Annotated in this window: 12 protein-coding genes and 2 pseudogenes; 8 read left to right on the plus strand and 6 right to left on the minus strand. The window is 59.8% G+C overall.

Translation table 11 applies throughout. From position 1 onward, the window contains the following. Nucleotides 1-43: 43 nt before the first annotated feature. Nucleotides 44-1540, minus strand: coding sequence for a helix-turn-helix transcriptional regulator (locus TU79_RS17035; RefSeq protein ID WP_057009069.1), 1497 nt, complete (start codon nucleotides 1538-1540; stop codon nucleotides 44-46). Nucleotides 1541-1736: 196 nt separating this feature from the next. Between TU79_RS17035 and TU79_RS17040 the strand changes: the two genes are divergently transcribed. From TU79_RS17040 to TU79_RS17050, 3 genes and pseudogenes are all read left to right on the plus strand, one after another. Continuing rightward, nucleotides 1737-2705 (plus strand): hypothetical protein, encoded by a 969-nt coding sequence (locus TU79_RS17040; RefSeq protein ID WP_057009070.1) that lies wholly within the window; start codon nucleotides 1737-1739, stop codon nucleotides 2703-2705. 120 nt (nucleotides 2706-2825) lie between these two features. Next, on the plus strand, nucleotides 2826-3446 hold the full coding sequence (locus TU79_RS17045; RefSeq protein WP_057009071.1) for a transglycosylase SLT domain-containing protein: 621 nt from the start codon (nucleotides 2826-2828) through the stop codon (nucleotides 3444-3446). A gap of 63 nt (nucleotides 3447-3509) precedes the next feature. Then, nucleotides 3510-3772, plus strand: a pseudogene (locus TU79_RS17050) (FKBP-type peptidyl-prolyl cis-trans isomerase). A 187-nt stretch (nucleotides 3773-3959) separates the two neighbouring features. Here TU79_RS17050 and TU79_RS17060 read toward each other — a convergent pair. The 3 genes and pseudogenes from TU79_RS17060 to TU79_RS17070 all read right to left on the minus strand — a co-directional run bounded on the left by TU79_RS17060 (nucleotide 3960) and on the right by TU79_RS17070 (nucleotide 8098). Next, nucleotides 3960-5131: pseudogene (locus TU79_RS17060) on the minus strand (hypothetical protein). Between the two features lie 14 nt (nucleotides 5132-5145). Next, entirely contained in the window at nucleotides 5146-6033 is an 888-nt protein-coding gene (locus TU79_RS17065) for a nitrilase family protein (RefSeq protein WP_057009074.1), read from the minus strand. Nucleotides 6034-6148: 115 nt separating this feature from the next. Next, nucleotides 6149-8098 (minus strand): flavin monoamine oxidase family protein, encoded by a 1950-nt coding sequence (locus TU79_RS17070; protein WP_057009075.1) that lies wholly within the window; start codon nucleotides 8096-8098, stop codon nucleotides 6149-6151. Between the two features lie 632 nt (nucleotides 8099-8730). Between TU79_RS17070 and mgtA the strand changes: the two genes are divergently transcribed. The 5 genes from mgtA to TU79_RS17100 all read left to right on the plus strand — a co-directional run bounded on the left by mgtA (nucleotide 8731) and on the right by TU79_RS17100 (nucleotide 17352). After that, nucleotides 8731-11436 carry a magnesium-translocating P-type ATPase gene (mgtA, locus tag TU79_RS17080; protein WP_057009077.1) on the plus strand — a complete coding sequence of 902 codons (2706 nt, stop codon included), beginning with the start codon at nucleotides 8731-8733 and terminating at the stop codon, nucleotides 11434-11436. Nucleotides 11437-11530: 94 nt separating this feature from the next. Next, entirely contained in the window at nucleotides 11531-12247 is a 717-nt protein-coding gene (locus TU79_RS17085; protein WP_057009078.1) for an MgtC/SapB family protein, read from the plus strand. Between the two features lie 297 nt (nucleotides 12248-12544). Beyond that, the gene (locus TU79_RS17090) at nucleotides 12545-13171 is read left to right on the plus strand and encodes a response regulator transcription factor (protein WP_057009079.1); all 627 of its coding nucleotides are present in this window, start codon (nucleotides 12545-12547) and stop codon (nucleotides 13169-13171) included. A gap of 36 nt (nucleotides 13172-13207) precedes the next feature. Beyond that, nucleotides 13208-16801, plus strand: coding sequence for a transporter substrate-binding domain-containing protein (locus tag TU79_RS17095; protein WP_057009080.1), 3594 nt, complete (start codon nucleotides 13208-13210; stop codon nucleotides 16799-16801). 134 nt (nucleotides 16802-16935) lie between these two features. Next, nucleotides 16936-17352 carry an ANTAR domain-containing protein gene (locus TU79_RS17100; RefSeq protein ID WP_057009081.1) on the plus strand — a complete coding sequence of 139 codons (417 nt, stop codon included), beginning with the start codon at nucleotides 16936-16938 and terminating at the stop codon, nucleotides 17350-17352. 2 nt (nucleotides 17353-17354) lie between these two features. Here TU79_RS17100 and dkgB read toward each other — a convergent pair whose 3' ends face one another. Next, nucleotides 17355-18173: a 2,5-didehydrogluconate reductase DkgB gene (dkgB, locus tag TU79_RS17105; protein WP_057009082.1), complete on the minus strand. Its 819-nt coding sequence runs from the start codon at nucleotides 18171-18173 to the stop codon at nucleotides 17355-17357. A 228-nt stretch (nucleotides 18174-18401) separates the two neighbouring features. Continuing rightward, nucleotides 18402-19481 carry a 3-deoxy-7-phosphoheptulonate synthase gene (locus TU79_RS17110; RefSeq protein ID WP_057009083.1) on the minus strand — a complete coding sequence of 360 codons (1080 nt, stop codon included), beginning with the start codon at nucleotides 19479-19481 and terminating at the stop codon, nucleotides 18402-18404. Between the last annotated feature and the right edge of the window lie 325 nt (nucleotides 19482-19806).

Below are 19806 nucleotides of genomic sequence, written 5' to 3' on the forward strand. Positions count from 1 at the left end.
CAGAAGGCGAATTCGCACTAGAGGCACTAGTGCATTTGCATGCCTAAGGCTTGTTTTTCAGGCGCAGTTCTCCGGCAAACAGCCCGCGTTCACGGGCCCAGACGATCGCTGCGCTGCGGCTGTGCACCCCCAGTTTGGAATACACCGTGGCCACATGATTACGCACCGTATTGGGCGCCAGCTTCAGGCGCGAGGCGATTTCCTTGTCGGCCAGGCCTTCGCAGATCAGCCCCAGCACATCGCGTTCGCGCGCAGTCAGGTCGGTGAAGGCCACGTTCGGCAGGTTGGGGCTGTTGACGCTCTTGGCGTTGGCCAGCTTCTCGATCAGGGTCTGGCTGAACCATGAGGCGTCCTGCATCACTTCTTCGATGGCCGCCACCAGCTCCAGCTCAGAGCGTTTGCGTTCGGTGATGTTCATCAATACCAGCAGGTAGCAAGGCACGTTTTCGATGCTCACAGTGTCGGCTGACACCACGCAGTCGATCACTTCGTTGCCCTTTTTGCGCACTTTCAACTCCTGCCCGTCGAGGTTGCCGACTTTTTCCAGGGTGGTGAACAGCTGCGCGCCGGCCGAGGCACTGTCGATAAAGTTGATGTCTTCGATGGCCTTGCCGATCAGCTCTTCGCTGATGTAGCCGGTGATGTTCATAAAGGCTTCGTTGACGTCCACCACCTGGCGGTTGGCGGCATTGCACACCAGCGTCGGCACGGGCGTGAGGCGGAAGGATTTGGCGAAGCGCTCCTCGCTCTGGCGCAGGGCGATTTCCGCCTTGCGCCGTGGCTCCAGGTCCATGAAGGAAAACAGCATGCAGTCTTCCTCGTTCATGTCCAGCGGCTGCCCGGCGACAATCACCAGTTTGCTGCCACCTTCGGGCAGTCTGAGTTCGGCCTGCATCTGCGGGATGGTATTGCCTTCACCCAGGCGCTGGATGGCCAGGTCCTTGCGCTCGGCCTGTTCCAATACGTCCAGCTCATACACGGACTTGCCGATGACCTGATCGCGGTTATAGCCGGTCATTTCCAAAAAGCCCTGGTTGACCTTGATGTAGCGCAGATCACTCAGGCGGCAGATCACCGCGGGCGCCGGGTTGGCGTTGAAGGTTTTTTCGAAGCGCTGCTCGGCGCTGGCCCACTCGGTGGCGTCGCTGAGAATCAGCACCAGCAATTCCGGCTCACCCTTGGCATCGGTGATCACCAGACTGCGCAGGCGGTGCACCCAGGTTTTGTCCGGGTCGGCGGTGGACGTGACTTCGACCACCACGTCGCTGAACTCATCGCCGGCGGCGGCGCGGGCAAGAGGGTAGCTGTCCGCTTGCAGCGGGTGGTTGTTCCGATAGCGCAGAGCGAAGCGTTCGGCGTATTGCTGGCCGTCGCCACCGAGGCCCATCACATCGCCAACGCCGTGCATGGCCAGCGCGGCTTCGTTGGCCCAGAGGATGGTCTGGTCGACCTCGGCCAGGATCACGCCATCGGATAAACCCGAGATGATCTGCTGCAATTGGCGGCGGTTGGTTTCTTTGGCAAGAACGTCCTGTGTCATGGGCTCTCCGGTCTTTAAGTGCATGAAACTACGACAGGGGAGGTTCGCGAACGTGCAGAAAAAATGAGCCCATTGAGGTGCGAATGCACCAATCGATCTAGTGCAGATGGGCCAGGACTGAACGTATGTCGTTTCGCCACACTCACAACATCAAGGCACTTTGCCTTGCTCCTATAACTTGTGAAGGACCTCTTGTATGACCCCTGTCTATGAAACCAACCGCTCGTTGTTTCGCGTGTCCTGGAGCTCGGTATTGGCCGGTAGTGCAATTGCACTGGTGACCTATCTGGTCTTGAGCGTGCTCGGCACTGCAATCGGCGCCAGCGCCGTCAACCCGATGGAAGCGGGTAACCCGCTGAGTGGTTTCGGCACCGGTGCCGGGATCTGGCTGTTTGTTTCGACGCTGGTGGCAATCGCCGTCGGTGCATTCGTGGCCGGGCGTACTGCGCCGGATCGCGGCGGTCTGCACGGCGTGCTGACCTGGACCCTGACCACCCTGTTCACCACCTGGCTGCTGGCCGGCCTGGCCTCAAGCGTGGTCGGCACCGCCGGCAATGTGGTGGGCAAAGGCCTGTCGGCTGCCGGCAGCGGTATCGCCGCCGCCGCACCGGGCATCGGCGACAGCATCAAGCAGCAATTGAACGAGCAGGGCATCCAGCTGGACTGGAACAGCCTGCAAGGTCAACTCGACACCTTGCTCAAGCAAACCGGCAAGCCTGAGTTGGACCCGTCCAACGTCGAGCAGAAAACCGATCAGGCTGCCGCTGATGGCAAGCAGTCGGCAACCGATGCTGCGAACAATCCTGCCCAGGCCAGCGATGAGTTGAAGCAGTGGTTCGAACGCGTCAAGGCTTCGGGCGAACCGGCGCTGAACGCTGCCGATAAGGAAGCACTGGTCAATATCGTTGCTGCGCGTACTGGCAAGAGCAAGGCAGAAGCTACCCAGATCGTCGACAACTATGCCCAGGCTTATCAGCAAGCCATGCAGAAGGTTGAAGAACTCAAGCAGCAAGCCGAGCAGAAAGCCCGCGAAGCCGGTGAAGTGGCCGCCAAGCAACTGTCGCGCGCTGCCTGGAGCACCTTGGCCATGTTGTTGCTGGGCGCGGCCTTGAGCTTCTTCGTAGGCCGTTTCGCACTGACCAGCCGTCGCGTGCCACTGGCCTGATTCAAGCCAGCGCTCGCGCCACGGTTGTGGCGCAGGCGCTGGAGACGCGATGAGCAGTCGGCATCGGCGTCAATGAGTGCGTAAAATGGGCGCCTTTCGCATATCACGCAAAGGTGCCCCTTGAGCGCAGGCAAAGCTGTCGGACTGTTGGTCCTCACTTCCCTACTGGCCGCGTGCGGCACCTCGCCGCCGCGCAGTCCCAACGACCTGTGTGCCATCTTCCGCGAAAAGGACGACTGGTACGACGCCGCGAAGGTCACGCAAAAGCGCTGGGGCGTGCCCATCGAAGTACCGTTCGCCATCATGTATCAGGAGTCGGGCTTTCGCCACGACGCCAGGACCCCGCGCAAATACCTGCTATGGATCATCCCCTGGGGCCGCGTCTCCACTGCGTCCGGCTACGCCCAGGCCAAGGATGAAGTGTGGAACGACTACCGCAAAAGCACCGGTCGCAGCGGCGCCGATCGTGAGGACTTCGACGATGCCATCGACTTCGTCGGCTGGTACATGGACAAGACCTACACCATCAACGGTGTCTACAAATACGACGCCTACGGCCAATACCTGAACTACCACGAAGGCTGGGGCGGTTATCGCCAGCGCACCTACGCCGGCAAACCCTGGCTGCTGCCGGTGGCGGGCAAGGTGCAGGCGCGTTCGCAGATGTATGCGCGCCAGTATGCCGGTTGCAAGGATGATCTGGGGCGGGGCTGGTGGAGCCGGTTCTGGCGGTGGTTGTAGGGTGATCACCTGATTGTTCCCGGTGCTGGCGCACTAGTCACCGTATTCGTCAATAAGGCCGCTATGAACAAAGACTCACTGCAGATCATCGACACGCGAACGGGCACCGGCAAAGCCGTGGTCAAGGGCGCGCTGATCACCACTCAATACACCGGCACCCTGGAAGACGGCACGGTGTTCGATTCGTCCTGGGAGCGGGGCAAGCCGTTCCAGTGCGTGATCGGCACCTGGCATATGGCGAGCGGTCGATGGGCGCGCACATCAAGCCCAACAGCAACCTGCGCTTTGAGATCGAGTTGCTGGAAGTGTTGACGCGCGAGGATTGAGGTCAGTGTTATGGCTGTGATTGCGGTTGTGGCGAGCAGGCTTGCCCCGCGTTGGGCTGCGCAGCAGCCCCAAATCCAGCCGATGCGCAGTATCCCGTTCTGGAAGGGGGGCTTGCCCCCCCCAACGCGGGGCAAGCCCGCTCGCCACAGAGGTCTCCGGTTGCTGCCGGATTCGGTGGTGCTGTCTTTACATTTCGTTTAACCAGCCCACCAGCGCACTACCAGAAGCGTACTCAGTGCCATTGAAATCACATTGCCAATATAGGGATGAAAATGTGCCGGCAATCGCGCCGCTATCGCACAGGCCAATGGGGGTGCGATCAGCGCACCCAACAGCGCGCTTGAGCCCACGACCATCCAGCTGCCACCAAGGCTCAACACGGCGGCAGGCACGACCGATACCAGCGGCACATACGTGGGGAACCAGCCGCGCTTGATCCACTGTTGCCTCCAGATCAGCACACCCAACGCCGATGTCAGGGCTTGTGCGCCAAGCAGTGGCAGGACCAGGCCTGAGCCATAGGCCGGGCTGGCGGGGTTCAGTGCATAGGCCAGCAAAACGCCTGCAATCAGCCCGAGGCTGGCCCATTCATTGCCAAAAAACGGCGCTTCGGAAAAGTCCGCCAACACCCTGCGCGCGCTCCAGACTACGCCGTAGGTGGGCGGTTTGACAGGGGCTGGCCGGGTGGGCGCGAGGTAATCCGAGCGCACCAACGAGGGCACGTGACGGCAGAGTACAAAGGCCACGACGCTGCCCAGCGCCATGCCCAGCACGTTGCCGATCACCACGGGCAGGCCCAGCGGCACGCACACGAAGTTCACGATCAACAGGCACATCGGCGTTACCAGTAATGCGCCCAGTACCGCCCCATTGATCGCCACTTTCCAGCCGCCGCCGAACATCAGCACCATGGCGGCTGGTAATGACACAAACGCTGCGAATGTCGGTTGCCATGTCTGCGCAGTGACGCTCCAGCCCCAGAGCAGATTGCTCAGCAGCAGCCCGAGCAGTGAGCTGGTCACCAGCCAGGGCCATACTCCGCTGCCGTAGCAAATCGAAAAGCCTTGCCAGGCCTTATTGCGCGTACTTGCCCACCAGGCCAGGTACGCACCGGCCAGCAGGCCAAGGGAGGCCAGTTCATGCTTGTAGAAAGCGACTTCACTGATGTCTCCCAGTACCCAGCGGAGCCAGGCAATGGGATGGGGAAGGCTTTGCGTCATGTCGCTGTAGCCTGGCCAGGAGCCGCCGTGGCGGATGGCAATCCACAGCACCAGCAATGCACTGATGAGAAACAGGCTGAGCGCCACTGTGTCGGCCCTTGAGCGCGCCGCCTTGGACTTGCTTGATAACATCTCCATGCTGTGCCCTCCGATCAGCGTGGAAGGGCAGGGTGTTGGGCATACCCGAGCATCTGATCGTAGAGATCGCAGCGTCGGTCGCGCTGCAGGTCATTGAGGCTGTTCCAGATCGGCGCGCTGCGGGCGCTGGTGATGTCGATGTCGGCAAACAGTATTTCCTGGCGATTGGCCGAGGCGATGGTACCGATAGGCCAGCCATTGGTGCCGGCAATCAGCGAGCAGCCGAGGTAACGGGCGTCGCGCTCTTCGCCAATGCGACTGGCGGCCGCGATAAACACGTTATTGACATGGGCGGCCGTCATCGTCAGGTAGGACGCCATGCATTTGCCCGCCTCATCGAACAGCGGCGGCGGAGTCCACACCCAGTTGTTCAGGCTGCAAATGATATCGGCGCCTTGCTGGCTTAGAATCCGCGGCACTTCCGGAAACCAGATGTCCCAGCAGATCAGCAAACCGATGCGTCCGATGGGCGTTTCAAAAACGGGAAAACCCGTGTCGCCCGGGGTGAACCACAGCTTTTCCCTGTTCCATAAATGGGCTTTGCGGTATTTACCGATGAACCCATCCGGGCCAAGCAGCACTGCCGTATTGAACAGCTGCGTACCGTCTATTTCGCTCAACCCAGCGACCAGATACACCTGATGTCGGCTGGCAAAATCCATCCAGGCCCTGACACTGGCTCCCTCCGGGACTGCCTCGGCGTGATCGAACGCGTCCTGGCGACTGGTGAAGTAATAGCCACAATTGGACAGCTCTGGCAGCACGATCAGGTTGGCGCCGCCGTTCGCGGCTTCGGTGGCCAGGGTCAGGGTCTGACGCAGGTTGTTGGCGCGGTTGGCGGTGCCGACCTGGGGGTCAAGCTGAATCACGGCTACGCGGGCGGGGCTTGCTGCTTCGGTCATGAGTGTCGCCTCTTGTTTTTATACAGCCGGAATGGCTGGGCGTTTATAAGAGGCGACAATGTGTTTATATAAAAGTCAGATAATTCCTATTGAGTTGTGGCCTGTTTCTTTCGATTCAACGCTCAACCCGATACTCTGGATAATCGCGCAGGGTAAAGCCACCGTTGAAGGATGCCTGTGTCTTTGCGCAGATGTTGATCACGGTATCTATTGCTCCCCTGAAGCACGGCTCCGTCCAGCCAGCGTCAACCGAAAACGACTCGCCGCATAGGTAAAGCCCTGAAGCATGTGAGTAATCCCTGTTGTACTTCATCAGGCTTACCGCATCGTAGTAAGTGCCCGCGCGATAAAGTTTTGCGCAGCCCAGTGAGTTTTTGTCATTCATCCATCGTTGAACGACAGCCTGTTCGCGCGCTATATAGGGCGAGATCTTCTGATTTATGTTGGTCGATTTCAGAAGAATTCTGTCCAGCTCATCTATGCATTTTTCGACCAGCTCTTCATCGCTGAAGAACACCAGTTTCGTGGCGTCATCTTCCCAGGTGTAGCTGAGTAGAATGCAGTCGTACGTGTGGTTGTTGTTATAGCGGTAAGTGTATACGTCGTGTATCAGGCTGTCCGTTACGATGGTTTGCGGGATCGTCGTGTTATGCGAGAGAAACGATTTTTTTAGCGGCGCATAAACCTTGCAGCTGGTTTCCCAGTGGGCCGTTTTGTAGGCTGATACTATTTCGAAGGGAAGCATTTTCTGATCGAAATTTTCGAGTGATATCTGCGTTTCTATTAGCCAGGAGGGTAGGGTCATGACGACGGAGTCAGCGTCGATAAACTCTTTTTTTGCCCCCTCTGGATCGGCGCTGTTCCAATCGTAGTAAACCCGTATTTTTCCGCTGTTCAACTTTTTTAGTTTTGTTACTGAGCGACTGGTCAGTAACCCGTGCCGATGCCCAACCAAATGTTCGTATAGCGATTGCCGGGTCTCGTCAGGCTTTATGAATAGCAGTGACTCTGCCAAAGAACCAAGGCCGATGTAACTGGGTTTGCTGAACGGCAGGCCTCTTGAATCGAGGGTCTCCAGGGCATTCAAGTAGGGTGAATCTTTCGGTGTGCCGTCTTCATTCACGCGGCCATGGATCAACTGTAAATGACTGCTGAAACCGAATATTGCGGTGCGAAGTGGATAAAGCGAACAGACGTCGTAAAACGCTCCCCAACTACCATCACCAATACCTATGGCATAAAAAATTGCCGACTCCTGAGCGTTCATGCCCATCCCGCCAAAATTGCCGGGGTCATCGTGTGTCCATGTATCGATGGCGGGCATTTTCACCAAATCCCTGAATGAAATACCTTCATATTTTTTGACAATGGCTGCCCACATGTCATCCCAGCGTTCAGCGCCATAATGCTCGGACACTTTTAATGTCATGCGTTCAGCGAATATTTTCCATTTCGCAAAAACCGTGCTTAAGGCTGTTCCGGGAGGCGGTGTTTTTCCATCGGTGTTCTTCCATACAAGCAGGGTCGGCTCGTCATTTCCCTCTACGCTGCCTTCCCTGAGGTAGATGCCCGTTGATCGAACTGTAGGGCTGCCCGGATTGGGGAAGTCTGAATGCACTAATTCGAATGCATCAGCGTAATAGGCCATGAGCGAGCGGCCCTCTTTAGGGTGTTCAGCTGATGTGTTGAAGAATGGCATTCTCATTGCCCCCATTTCAAAAGGGGGGCGACCATAGGTGCGCGTGTTGTTTTTCCCAAAGGCGGTGAGGTGTCTGCCGCCGATGCGCTGCGACTTTTCAATCAGCGTGATATTTTTAAAGCCGCATCGATGCAATTCGCGTGCGGTTGTCAGGCCGGTGATGCCTGCACCAATGATGCAGATTTTATGGTGGGTATCCGTTGCTTGAGCAACACCGTTTTCCTGTTCCACCAGCGTGCGGTAGTCAAAGCATAAATCCGGCGGGCCTGGGAATGTTGCTTGCCACTTGTTATCTGCTGAGCGTTTTTTTCGAGGGGACTGCGAGGCGATGTCTGCCGGGTAATTGAAGTTGGAGCCGATGGTCATCCTGATATTCCCTGTTCAGTTTTGAGTAGCTGCTGACAGGGTGAACGCGGGTGCTGATAGACGGGAATAAGCCGGGAGTGATTGTTGGATAGGGAATATCGTGTTCTCGCGTAGGTGTCGCCAATGTTTGAGGCTATTGAGGCTGCTTGGGATCCTCTCGGAAACCTCCCACATTTGATCTTCGGTGGCGCCGGGAAACGGTTTCCTGAACCCACCCTGAAGAATTTTCGTATTCACCATTTCGACACTTTCCCACGGTTTACTCTGCCGGCACCGGGGCGTAAGCTTCGCGCGTTTTCATCAATAGCGGAGACCCTCAGTGGGTACTTGTTCGAGCGACAGTTGTCGGCCGGTCTCGGTAACCGGCACGTACTTGGCAAGGTAACGCGCATTCTTTTCGATGCCGTTGTCTCGCCAGAAAAGCGAGAAGCGGCATCCCGGTAGCGGCCAGTCCTGGCCCTGCCTCGATCCTCTCTCATCGACGCTGACCAGCCACCCGATTACCTCGGGAGGCTACGGACGCGCCTGCCTGTAACGGCAGGCGGGCCAAATCTGTCTGTGCCTGTGAAACGGGCGCGGTGCAGAGGGCAGTACCTGCACGACGGGTTTTTACCTCGCGCAGGAGTAACACCATGAAACTCACGCTGCTCAAAGAGTTCTTCGCAGGCTTTCTGCGGACCCGCCATATCGCCCGGCATTTTCGCCGCCTGGCCATGCTCGAAACCGTGACCGACGCCAGCGTCAGCCGTGAAGTGCCGCCGACGTTGGCGCAAACCCTGGTGGCCGCCGCCAACAGTAATGCCGGGCAATTGCTCGGCACGCTGGGCAGCCATGCCGAGGGCCTGAGCACCCAGGACGCCGACGCCCTGCGCGTGCAGTACGGCCTCAATGAAGTTGAGCATGAGCAGCCGCTGCCATGGTGGGTGCACCTGTGGCACTGCTACAAGAACCCGTTCAACCTGCTGCTGACCCTGCTGGCAGTGATCTCGTGGCTGACCGAGGACATGAAAGCCGCCACGGTGATTTTCTCCATGGTGGTGCTCTCGACCCTGCTGCGCTTCTGGCAGGAAGCCAAGTCGAACAAGGCTGCCGATGCGCTGAAAGCGATGGTGAGCAATACTGCGACCGTGCTGCGCCGAGACGCCCCCAAGCGCATTGAACTGCCGATCAAGCAACTGGTGCCGGGCGATCTGATTGTGTTGTCGGCCGGCGACATGATCCCGGCGGACTGCCGCGTGCTCACGGCCAAGGACCTGTTCGTCAGCCAGGCGGCCATGACGGGTGAATCGATGCCGGTGGAGAAATTCGTGCAGCAGCAGGACGCCGCCACGCGCAACCCGCTGGACCTGGAAAACATCCTGTTCATGGGCACCAACGTGGTGTCCGGCGCTGCCACCGCAGTGATCCTGGCCACCGGCAACAGCACCTATTTCGGCGCGCTGGCCCAACGCGTGACGGCCACCGACCGCGCCACCACCTCGTTCCAGCATGGCGTGAACAAGGTCAGCTGGCTGCTGATCCGCTTCATGTTCGTGATGGCGCCGGCGGTGCTGTTCATCAATGGTTTTACCAAGGGCGACTGGACCGAAGCGCTATTGTTTGCGCTGTCGATTGCCGTGGGCCTGACCCCGGAAATGCTGCCGATGATCGTCACCTCCACCCTGGCCAAGGGGGCGGTGTTTCTGTCGCGCAAAAAGGTCATCGTCAAGCGCCTGGACGCGATCCAGAACTTCGGCGCCATGGACGTGCTGTGCACCGACAAGACCGGCACGCTGACCCAGGACAAGATTTTCCTGGCGCGCCATGTCGACGTGTGGGGCCAGGATTCGGACGACGTACTGGAAATGGCCTACCTCAACAGCTACTACCAGACCGGCCTGAAAAACCTGCTGGACGTGGCGGTGCTGGAGCACGTCGACGTGCACCGTGAGTTGAACGTGGGCACGGCCTTCCACAAGGTCGATGAGATTCCGTTCGACTTCAATCGCCGACGCATGTCGGTGGTGGTCGCCGAGCAAGGCTTGCCGCACCTGTTGATCTGCAAGGGCGCCGTGGAAGAAATCCTGTCGGTGTGCACCAGCGTGCGTCACGGTGACGTCAACGAGGAGCTGACCGACGAGTTGCTGGCGCGTATTCGCCAGGTCACTGCAGCGTTCAACGAAGAAGGCCTGCGCGTGGTGGCGGTGGCCGCGCAACCGATGGCGCCGGGTCGCGATACCTACAGCCTGGCGGATGAAAACAACCTGACGCTGATTGGCTATGTCGCGTTCCTCGATCCGCCCAAGGAAAGCACCGCGCCGGCGCTGAAGGCGCTCAAGGCTCACGGTGTCGCAGTCAATGTACTCACCGGCGACAACGAACTGGTGACCGCCAAAATCTGCCGCGAAGTGGGCCTGGAACAGCAAGGCTTGCTGATGGGCAATGACATCGAAGACATGAGCGACGCCGAGCTGGCCAAGGCGGTGGAAACCACCAATGTGTTCGCCAGGCTCACACCCAGCCACAAGGAGCGCATCGTGCGCCTGCTCAAGGCCAACGGGCATGTGGTCGGGTTCATGGGCGACGGCATCAATGACGCACCGGCGCTGCGTACCGCCGATATCGGAATTTCGGTGGACAGCGCGGTGGATATCGCCAAGGAAGCGGCCGACATCATCCTGCTGGAAAAGAGCCTGATGATCCTCGAGGAGGGCGTGCTTGAAGGCCGTCGTACCTTCGCCAACATGCTCAAGTACATCAAGATGACCGCCAGTTCCAACTTCGGCAACGTGTTCTCGGTGTTGGTGGCCAGTGCGTTTATTCCGTTTTTGCCGATGCTGCCGATGCACCTGCTGGTGCAGAACCTGCTGTATGACATTTCGCAGATCGCGATTCCGTTCGATAACGTCGACGAGGAGATGCTCGCCAAGCCGCAACGCTGGCAGCCGGGGGACGTGGGGCGCTTCATGCTGTTCTTCGGGCCGATCAGTTCGATTTTCGACATCACCACGTTCGCCCTCATGTGGTACGTGTTCGATGCCAATACTCCGGACCACCAGACCCTGTTCCAGTCCGGCTGGTTTGTGGTGGGGCTGCTGACCCAGACGCTGATCGTGCACATGATCCGCACCCCGAAAATTCCGTTCCTGCAAAGCCGCGCGGCGATGCCGTTGATGGTGATGACCGGCGTGATCATGGCGGTGGGGATTTTTCTGCCGATGGGGCCGCTGGCGCATTACTTCAAGCTGCAGGCGCTGCCGTCGCTGTACTTCGTGTTCCTGCCGGTGATTCTGCTGGCATACATGGCGCTGACCCAGGCGGTGAAGGGCTACTACATCCGTAAATTTGGCTGGCAGTAAGACTTTATTGGCAACTCTGCCTGCCCCTGTGGGAGCCAGCTCTCACAGGGGCAGGGTCGTTTTAATCAATGGCTGCAGACAGGGAGATTTTTTTATGCAGGCAATCCATAACATCAACCTCGACTCGCTGATCGACACCCTGGTCAGCCTCACGGCGGCGTTTATCTTCGGCGGCCTGATCGGCTTCGAGCGCCAGTACCGCCAGCGCACGGCGGGCCTGCGTACCAACGTGCTGGTGGCGGTGGGCGCGGCGATTTTTGTCGACATGGCCAGCCGTCTTGGCGGCGCGGAGGGTGCGGTGCGGGTAGTTGCCTATGTGGTTTCCGGCATCGGCTTTCTTGGGGCTGGTGTGATCATGCGCGAAGAAGGCAATGTGCGCGGGCTCAACACGGCGGCCACGCTGTGGGGCTCGGCAGCGGTGGGCGCCTGTGCCGGCGCCGACCTGATCCTGGAAGCGCTGTTGGGAACCCTGTTCGTGCTGGCAGCCAATACCTTGCTGCGCCCGATCGTCAATAACATCAACCGCCAGCCGTTGGACGTGGTGTCCGCCGAGGTGACCAACATCCTCTATGTGATCGCGCGACGCAGCCAGCAACAGGCGGTGATGGTGCTGCTGGAAGCCGAGCTGGCGCGCTGCAACTACCCGGCCAGTGACATTGATGTGCGGCCGTTCGGCAGCGAGGAGGTGGAGATCGAGGCCACCCTGGCCGCGACATCGGTGGACGGCGACGAGCTGGACGCGCTGGTGGCGCGTATTTCCGGCTCCACCCTGGTGGTGCAGGCGTTCTGGAGCCCGAGTACCACCGACTGACAAGGCGCGCGCAATACGCGTCCAGGATGCCGGATCTTCAGGCGTTGCGAGGATAAGTCCTACGCCTGGTCAGGAATATCCCTTCGGTTCAGGCGTTATTACGTTGCTAAGGTTGCGCCCTAGCTGCTATCCGGCGGCGAAGATTCGGCTGTGCCTATCCGAAAATGCTTTCAATCGAAGGGACCAGGTTTGACCCGGTGTTGAGCAAGCGCAGTGCCGCCAGTCGGAACTGTCATTTCTCACAGGTACCTGCGTCCCGTGTGATGTGTGAGTGTACTTGCGTCTCAGGGGAGTGTTATGAGTAAAGCGTTAATCGTCGATGATCACCCGTTTATCCGCCAAACCGTCCGGTTTCTGCTCAAGCAGGAAGGGTTCACCGAGATCGATGAAGCGGGTAATGGCGCGGACGCGGTACAGAAGGCTCGGGAAGGTCGCCCGGACTTGATGATTCTCGACCTGGCCATTCCGAAACTGGGCGGGCTGGAAGTGATCAGTCGGGTCAAGGCATTGGGCTTGCCCTGCAAGATGTTGGTGCTGACCGCATCCCTTGCTGAGTTTTTTTCTGCTCGCTGCATGCGTGCTGGCGCCATGGGGTTTGTGGCCAAGACCGGTGAGTTGGACGAGCTGCAGAAGGCGATCAAGGCGGTAATGTCCAATTACAGCTGTTTTCCCAGTTTGCCGAGCAGCTCGGTACGGCGTGATGACTTGCAATCCACCGAGCTGCAATTGGTGGAGTCGCTGTCGGATCGCGAGCTGGAAGTGTTGCGCATGCTCGCGCTGGGGCTTGGCAATAATCAGATTGCCGAGCAGATGCTGCTCAGCCACAAGACGATCAGCACCTACAAGACGCGTCTCAAGGAGAAGCTGCGCATGTCTTCGGTGGTGCACATCGCAAAATTTGCCCAGCGCAATCACCTGATTTGACTGCCCATGAGGTTCGTCAAGACTTGCCTTTTCATCATGGCCCTACTGACAGGCTGGCTGCCGATGGTGGCGACGGCCGTTGACGAACCATCCTCCCTGCGTTTATTGGCGCATTCGAGTTTTCATGGTCCATCTCCGGTATTGAAGGAGTCCGACTGGCGCTGGCTGCGTGAGCGGCGCACGTTGCTGATGGGGATTTCCGCCCCCGATTACGCCCCTTTTGACCTGACAAACAACAACGGTGAGTTCCAGGGCATCACCGCTGATTTTGCAGCGCTGATCAGCCAGGCCCTGAATGTGACCATCGAGGTCCGATCCTACGAAACCCGCGATGAAGTGATCGAAGCCCTCAAGCAGGACGCCGTGGACTTCATCGGTTCCGCCAATGGCTATGAAGCCGCAGACCCGCAACTGGTGATGTCGCGCGCCTACGCCAACGACCAGCCGACCTTGGTCACCCGCACGGGTGAGAGCCTGGCGCTGACCAACGACCTTGCGGGAAAGCGTGTGGCGATGCTTTATCACTACTTGCCACCCGAGATGGTGCGCGGTTTTTACCCCGATGCGCGGTTGGAGCTGTTTTCCTCGACGTTCGAGGCAATCGGCGCAGTGGCGTTTGGTCGCGCCGATGTGTATCTGGGGGATGCCATCAGCACCAATTACCTGATCAACCGTAACCACCTGAACAACGTGCGCATGGTTGATTTTTCCACCCTGGAAGTCAGTCCGTTTGGCTTCGCCCTGAAGCGGGACAACAAGCAGTTGCTGCCGATTATCAACGCTGCGCTGGCGGCGGTGCCGGCCAGTGAACACATGGAGATTCTGCGCCGTTGGAGTGGCGGCAATCTGGGGATTGCCGGGGCCGAGCGCTTGCAATTGAGTGCCAGTGAGCAGCGTTGGCTGGAGAAACATCCACGGATCAAAATTGCGGTACCCGACAAGTTCATGCCGCTGTCTCTGATCGATGACCAGGGGCAATTCGAAGGGTTGAGCGCCGAGTTGCTGTCCCGTATCAGCCTGCGCACTGGTCTGAAATTCGATGCGGTGCCAGGCCGCTCGATCCCGCGCCAGATCGACCAGGTGAGCGCGGGCGGTGCGGATATGCTGGCGGTGGTGACGCCCAGTGTCGAGGGTGCCGAAAAAGTTCGTTTCACACGGCCCTACCTGACCAACCCGCTGGTGCTGGTGACCCGTGGCGAAGAGCGCAGCCCGCTTACGTTGGAGGACATGGTGGGTAAACGCCTGGCGCTGATCGGTGGCAGTGGTCTGCACGATACGATTGCGCAGAATTTCCCGGGGATCCGGTTCGTGGACGTCGAAAATCCGGAACAGGCGCTGGCGCTGGTGGCCAATGGCGGCGCAGAGGGCGCGGTCAACTCGCTGCTCAGTGCGCGCTTTATGATCGCCCGCTCTTATCGCGATATTCTGCGCGTCAGCAGCACGATCGGCTCGGATCCTGTGCGTATCGCCTTCGGGGTCAATCGCAGCCAGTTGGAGCTGTTTTCGATCCTCGACAAGGCACTGCTGAGCATCACGCCGCAGGAAATGGATGAAATCATCAGCCACTGGCGCAATGAGGTCATCATCGAGGACAGTTACTGGCTGCGCCATCGTAACGTGATCATGCAGGGGTTCGGTTTGGCCGCGCTGTTGTTGGTGATGACCCTGGGCTGGGCCATTTATCTGCGCAGCCTCATCCGCAAGCGCGTGCACGCCGAGCGGGCCTTGAGCGATCAGATGCGCTTTATGAGCGTACTGATCGACGGCACGCCGCACCCGATTTACGTGCGTGATCGCCAGGGGCGGTTGATGGCGTGCAATAACGCGTACCTCGACGTGTTCGGCTTCAGGCTTGAAGAGGTGATCGGCAAGACCGCCATGGAAACCGACACCGGCAATCCGCCTCAGGCGCAACTGTTCCATGAGGACTACATGCGCCTGATGAACAGCGGCGTGCCGCAGATTCAAGACAGAATCCTCAAGGTGCCGGGTAACAAAGTCCTGACTATTTACCAATGGATGCTGCCGTACCGCGACGGCGATGACAATGTGGTGGGCATGATTGCCGGCTGGGTGGATGTGAGCGAACGGCAACGGTTGCTCGGCCAGTTGCAGGAGGCCAAGGAAGACGCAGACGCCGCCAACCGTGCCAAGACCACGTTCCTGGCGACCATGAGCCACGAGATTCGCACGCCCATGAACGCGGTGATCGGCATGATCGAGCTGGCCCTGGCGAACGCCGAGCAGGGCCGCCCCGACCGCGACGCCCTGCAGGTGGCGTCGGTGGCATCACGCGGCATGCTGGAGTTGATCGGCGATATTCTGGACATTGCCAGGATCGAGTCCGGCCACCTTTCGCTGGCGCAGGAGCCCGCCAATTTGCATGAGCTGCTGCTGTCGGTGGCGCGGGTGTTCGAAGGTCTTGCGCGCTCCAAGGGCCTGGCGCTGCTGGTGGAACTGGATCCGTTGATGGATTGCGCGGTGCTGGTTGATCCGTTGCGGTTCAAGCAGGTGGTCTCCAACCTGCTGAGCAACGCGATCAAGTTTACTGCTCAGGGCCAAGTGCGGTTGGGGGGGCGCGCGTCTTCGGCTTTTGATGACGACGCTCTGGCGTTCACGTTATGGGTTGAAGACACCGGGATCGGCATCAGTGCCCAGGACCAGCAGCGTTTGTTCAACCCGTTTATTCAGGGCAGCAACAGCGAGCAGCCAGCGCGGAGCGGGTCGGGGCTGGGGCTGGTCATCAGCCGCAACCTATGTGAAATGATGGGCGGCGAACTGCACCTGAGCAGCGTGCTCGGCAAGGGCTCGCGGGTGGACGTGGTCATGACGCTGGCCCGCACCGCGCGGTTACCCACCGAGCATCCGGCGCCGGTTGCGCGTGTGCAACCGGTTAGGGCACTGGACATCCTGGTGGTGGATGACTATCCGGCCAACCGCGTGCTGCTGGCCCGTCAATTGAGCTTTCTGGGGCATCGGATCAAGACTGCCGAGGAGGGTGATCAGGGGTTCGAGCTATGGAAAGCCGCGCTGCCGGACGTGGTGATTACCGATTGCAACATGCCGCTCAAGAACGGCTACGCATTGGCCCGTGATATTCGCGCGTATGAACGCGAGCATGGCCGGGAGCCCTGCCTGCTGCTGGGTTTTACCGCCAATGCGCAACCTGAAGAAACCGAACGCTGTCGCGAGTCCGGCATGGACGGTTGCCTGTTCAAGCCGGCGGGCCTGGAAGACTTGCGGTCGGCGTTGGCCGCGCTCACCGATCAATCGCCTGTTGCGGGCCCCGCCGTTGTAGTTGATCTGGGCGCCCTGGTCTCGCTGACCGGGGATGATCGCGCCGCGCTGCTTGAACTGCTGGCGCCGTTGCTCGACAGCCTGCAGGCTGACCGCGTGCTGCTTTCGACGTTGCACAATGAGCTCGACTTTCACGCGTTGCATGATCTGGCTCACCGCGTCAAAGGCGGGGCGCGCATGGTCAGGGCTCAGGTGCTGGTCGCGTGTTGCGACACGCTGGAGGAGGCTTGTCTGCGCCAGGAACGCGATGCACTGGTTGCGGCGGTAGAGGCGGTAGGTGTGGCGATTGACGATGTGCATCACGGCTTGAATGCTTATTGCAACCAGCCTTGACTGTGCTTTATGGCCATTCGGTAAGTTTGGGACAAGTCCTACGCGAAGGGGGAACAAGCCTGATTTTGTCTGCGGGATATGTCTGGAAAATGGGCCCTGCTCACCGACGAGCTCCGCCTGCGCAGGTACCCGACATGCCGAACAAAGCACTGACCATCCTGATTGCCGATGAACAGCACCTGCAACGACTGCACATCGAGAAAATGCTCAATCAGTTGGGGTATCACCGCATCCTGCCGGTGCAAACCTTCGAAGAAGTCCAGATCCTGACGGCGATTCCTGCCGAGCCCTTCGATGTATTGATCATCAATGCGGGGCTGGCGGCCCAGGCGAGTGGGCCACAGCCCCAGGCCCGTCATGTGTTGGTGTACGACCACCTGGACCTGGCAGCACCCGCCGGCGCAACGCCGACGTTGCTGGTACGTTTGCCCGGCGTGCCGGACACGGTCAATCTGGAACACTTCATGGACATCATTGACCCGCCCGGAGCCTCCAGGGGTCTGCGGGTTTTACCGTGGCTGCGGGAGTTGTCCCGCAAGCCGGCCGCCTGAGTTCAATCCCACTGCGGTGCGATACTCTTGGGGCTGGTCAACCGATGGCCGCGTTCCAGGCTGGCAATGTGCGCCATGTCGTCCGCGCTCAAGGTCAGTTGCAGGGCTCTCAGGTTGCTCGCAAGGTTGGCGCGTTGGGTCGACGACGGAATCACCGCGTGGCCCAGTTGCATGGCCCAGGCCAGCGCTACTTGCGCCGCAGTGGCTTGATGGCGTTCGGCGATTTGCTTGAGTACCGGGTCGTTGAGCACTTCGCCATAGGCCAGGGTCATGTACGAGGTTATCTGGATATCGTTGGCGTGGGCGAATTCCACCACCTTGCGGTTTTGCAGGTAGGGGTGCAACTCGATCTGGTTGGTGGCGATATTTTCCGCGCCAACGGCGGCAATCGCTTGTTTCATCAGGCCGACCGTGAAGTTGGAGATGCCGATCTGACGCGTCAGGCCCAGGCGCTTGGCTTCGAGTAACTGGCCCATGAACTCGGCGACGGGCACCTGGTTTTCCGGTGACGGCCAGTGAATCAGCGTCAGGTCCAGGTAATCGGTTTTGAGCTTGCGCAGGCTCTCCTGCAGGCTGGGAATCAACTGGCCCTGGGCGAAATTGGCGACCCAGATTTTGCTGGTGATGAACAGCTCGTCACGCGGCACGCCACTGTCGACAACCGCCTGGCCAACCTCGGCTTCGTTCTCGTAGATCTGCGCCGTGTCGATGGCGCGATAGCCCAGTTCCAGACCGGTGCTGACGGAGTCGATCACCACCTGGCCTTTCAAACGGAAGGTGCCAAGGCCGAAGGCGGGGACTTTTTGCGTTGGGATGGACATCGGATGCTCCTGAACGGGTGTGAACAATGGAGTCGAGTATCCATGCGTCGTTCCGTTGGAAAAACCGCTGAATCCGCAAAGGACTGTTGACCGAGTGGCACGAATAGCGGGGCGACTCGATCAACAGTGGGAGGGGCTTGCTCCCGATGACGGTGCGTCAGCAATACATGTGCCGGCTGACACCTCGCTATCGGGAGCAAGCCCCTCCCACACGTTGAGCTTTATCGGTCAGGCGAGTGGGCGGGGCGCGCGCAAGCGTTCGGCCGCACTGCGCAGCAATTGCTCGGTGGCGGTCCAGCCCAGGCAGCCGTCGGTCACCGACACGCCGTATTTCATCGACGCGCTCAGCGGCTGGCAGCCTTCGAACAGGTGGCTTTCGAGCATCATGCCGATCAGCGACGTGTCGCCCTGCAAGCGTTGCTCCAGCACCTCGTTGAACACGGCCGGCTGACGCAGCGGATCCTTGCCGCTGTTGGCATGGCTGCAATCGACCATGACGCGTGCGGCCACCTTGGCGTTGGCGAGGTCTCGCTTTACCTGTTCCACATTCTGCGCATCGTAATTTGGCCCGCGGTGACCGCCGCGCAGCACCAGGTGGGTGTCGGGGTTTCCCGGGGTCTGGATGATCGCCGGGTGGCCCTGGCTGTCGACACCGAAGTGGCGATGGGGGTGGGCGGCCGAGCGCATCGCGTCACAGGCAATGGCGACGCCGCCGTCGGTGCCATTCTTGAAGCCCACGGGCATGCCCAGGCCGCTGGCCATTTCGCGGTGGATCTGCGATTCGGTGGTGCGTGCGCCAATCGCGACCCAACTGAGCAGGTCATCGAAGTAGCCGGCCGCCATGGGCTGCAGCAACTCGGTCGCGACCGGCAGGCCCAGGCGCAGCATCTCGCGCATCAGCTCGCGCGACAGCGTGAGGCCGGCGGCCATATCGTCGCTGCCGTCCAGGTGCGGATCGTAGGCCAGGCCTTTCCAGCCAATGGTGGTGCGGGGTTTCTCGACGTAGGCGCGGATCACCAGCAGCATCTGGTCACTGACGTCCAGTGCCAGCTTCTTCAGGTTGCGGGCGTATTCCATGGCCGATGCCGGGTCGTGGATCGAACACGGGCCGACAATCACCAGCAAGCGTGAGTCTTCGCCATTGAGGATGGCGCGCACGGCTTGGCGATGGGCGTGGATCTGTTCATTCAGGAACGGGCTGAGGGGCAACCGGTGCTTGAGTTCCAGTGCGCTGGGCAGGCGCCGGGTCAGGGCTTCATTGGCGCAGGTCAAGGCGTGGAGGGGCAGGGCGGCGACGGAGGAATTCATATTCAGGGCTTCCTGGGCAAGCGGCGGGCTATTCCCGCGCACTTGGCCTACTGGGGTGTTCGACAATTGGCCGGGTTGGCTACGTGTGTGGATTTGCCACCAGCGGGTGACCGATCGGAGGCGGCAGGCTGTCCCGAGCGGAGCTGGCTAAATCGCCAGGCAGTGCACGTGTCGTAACGGTAATAAGTGGCGTAGTTCATGGCTTGATTCCTTGTGTGTATGTGCAAAGTGGTGAGGGCTGAAAAAACAAAACCCCCGATCGGGGAGCCGACCGGGGGTTAGATTTCTCTGGTAGGCGACCCCTTGGACAGTGGGCGCCGATTTC

The organism is Pseudomonas trivialis, assembly GCF_001439805.1.
Classification (GTDB): Bacteria; Pseudomonadota; Gammaproteobacteria; order Pseudomonadales; family Pseudomonadaceae; genus Aquipseudomonas; species Aquipseudomonas trivialis.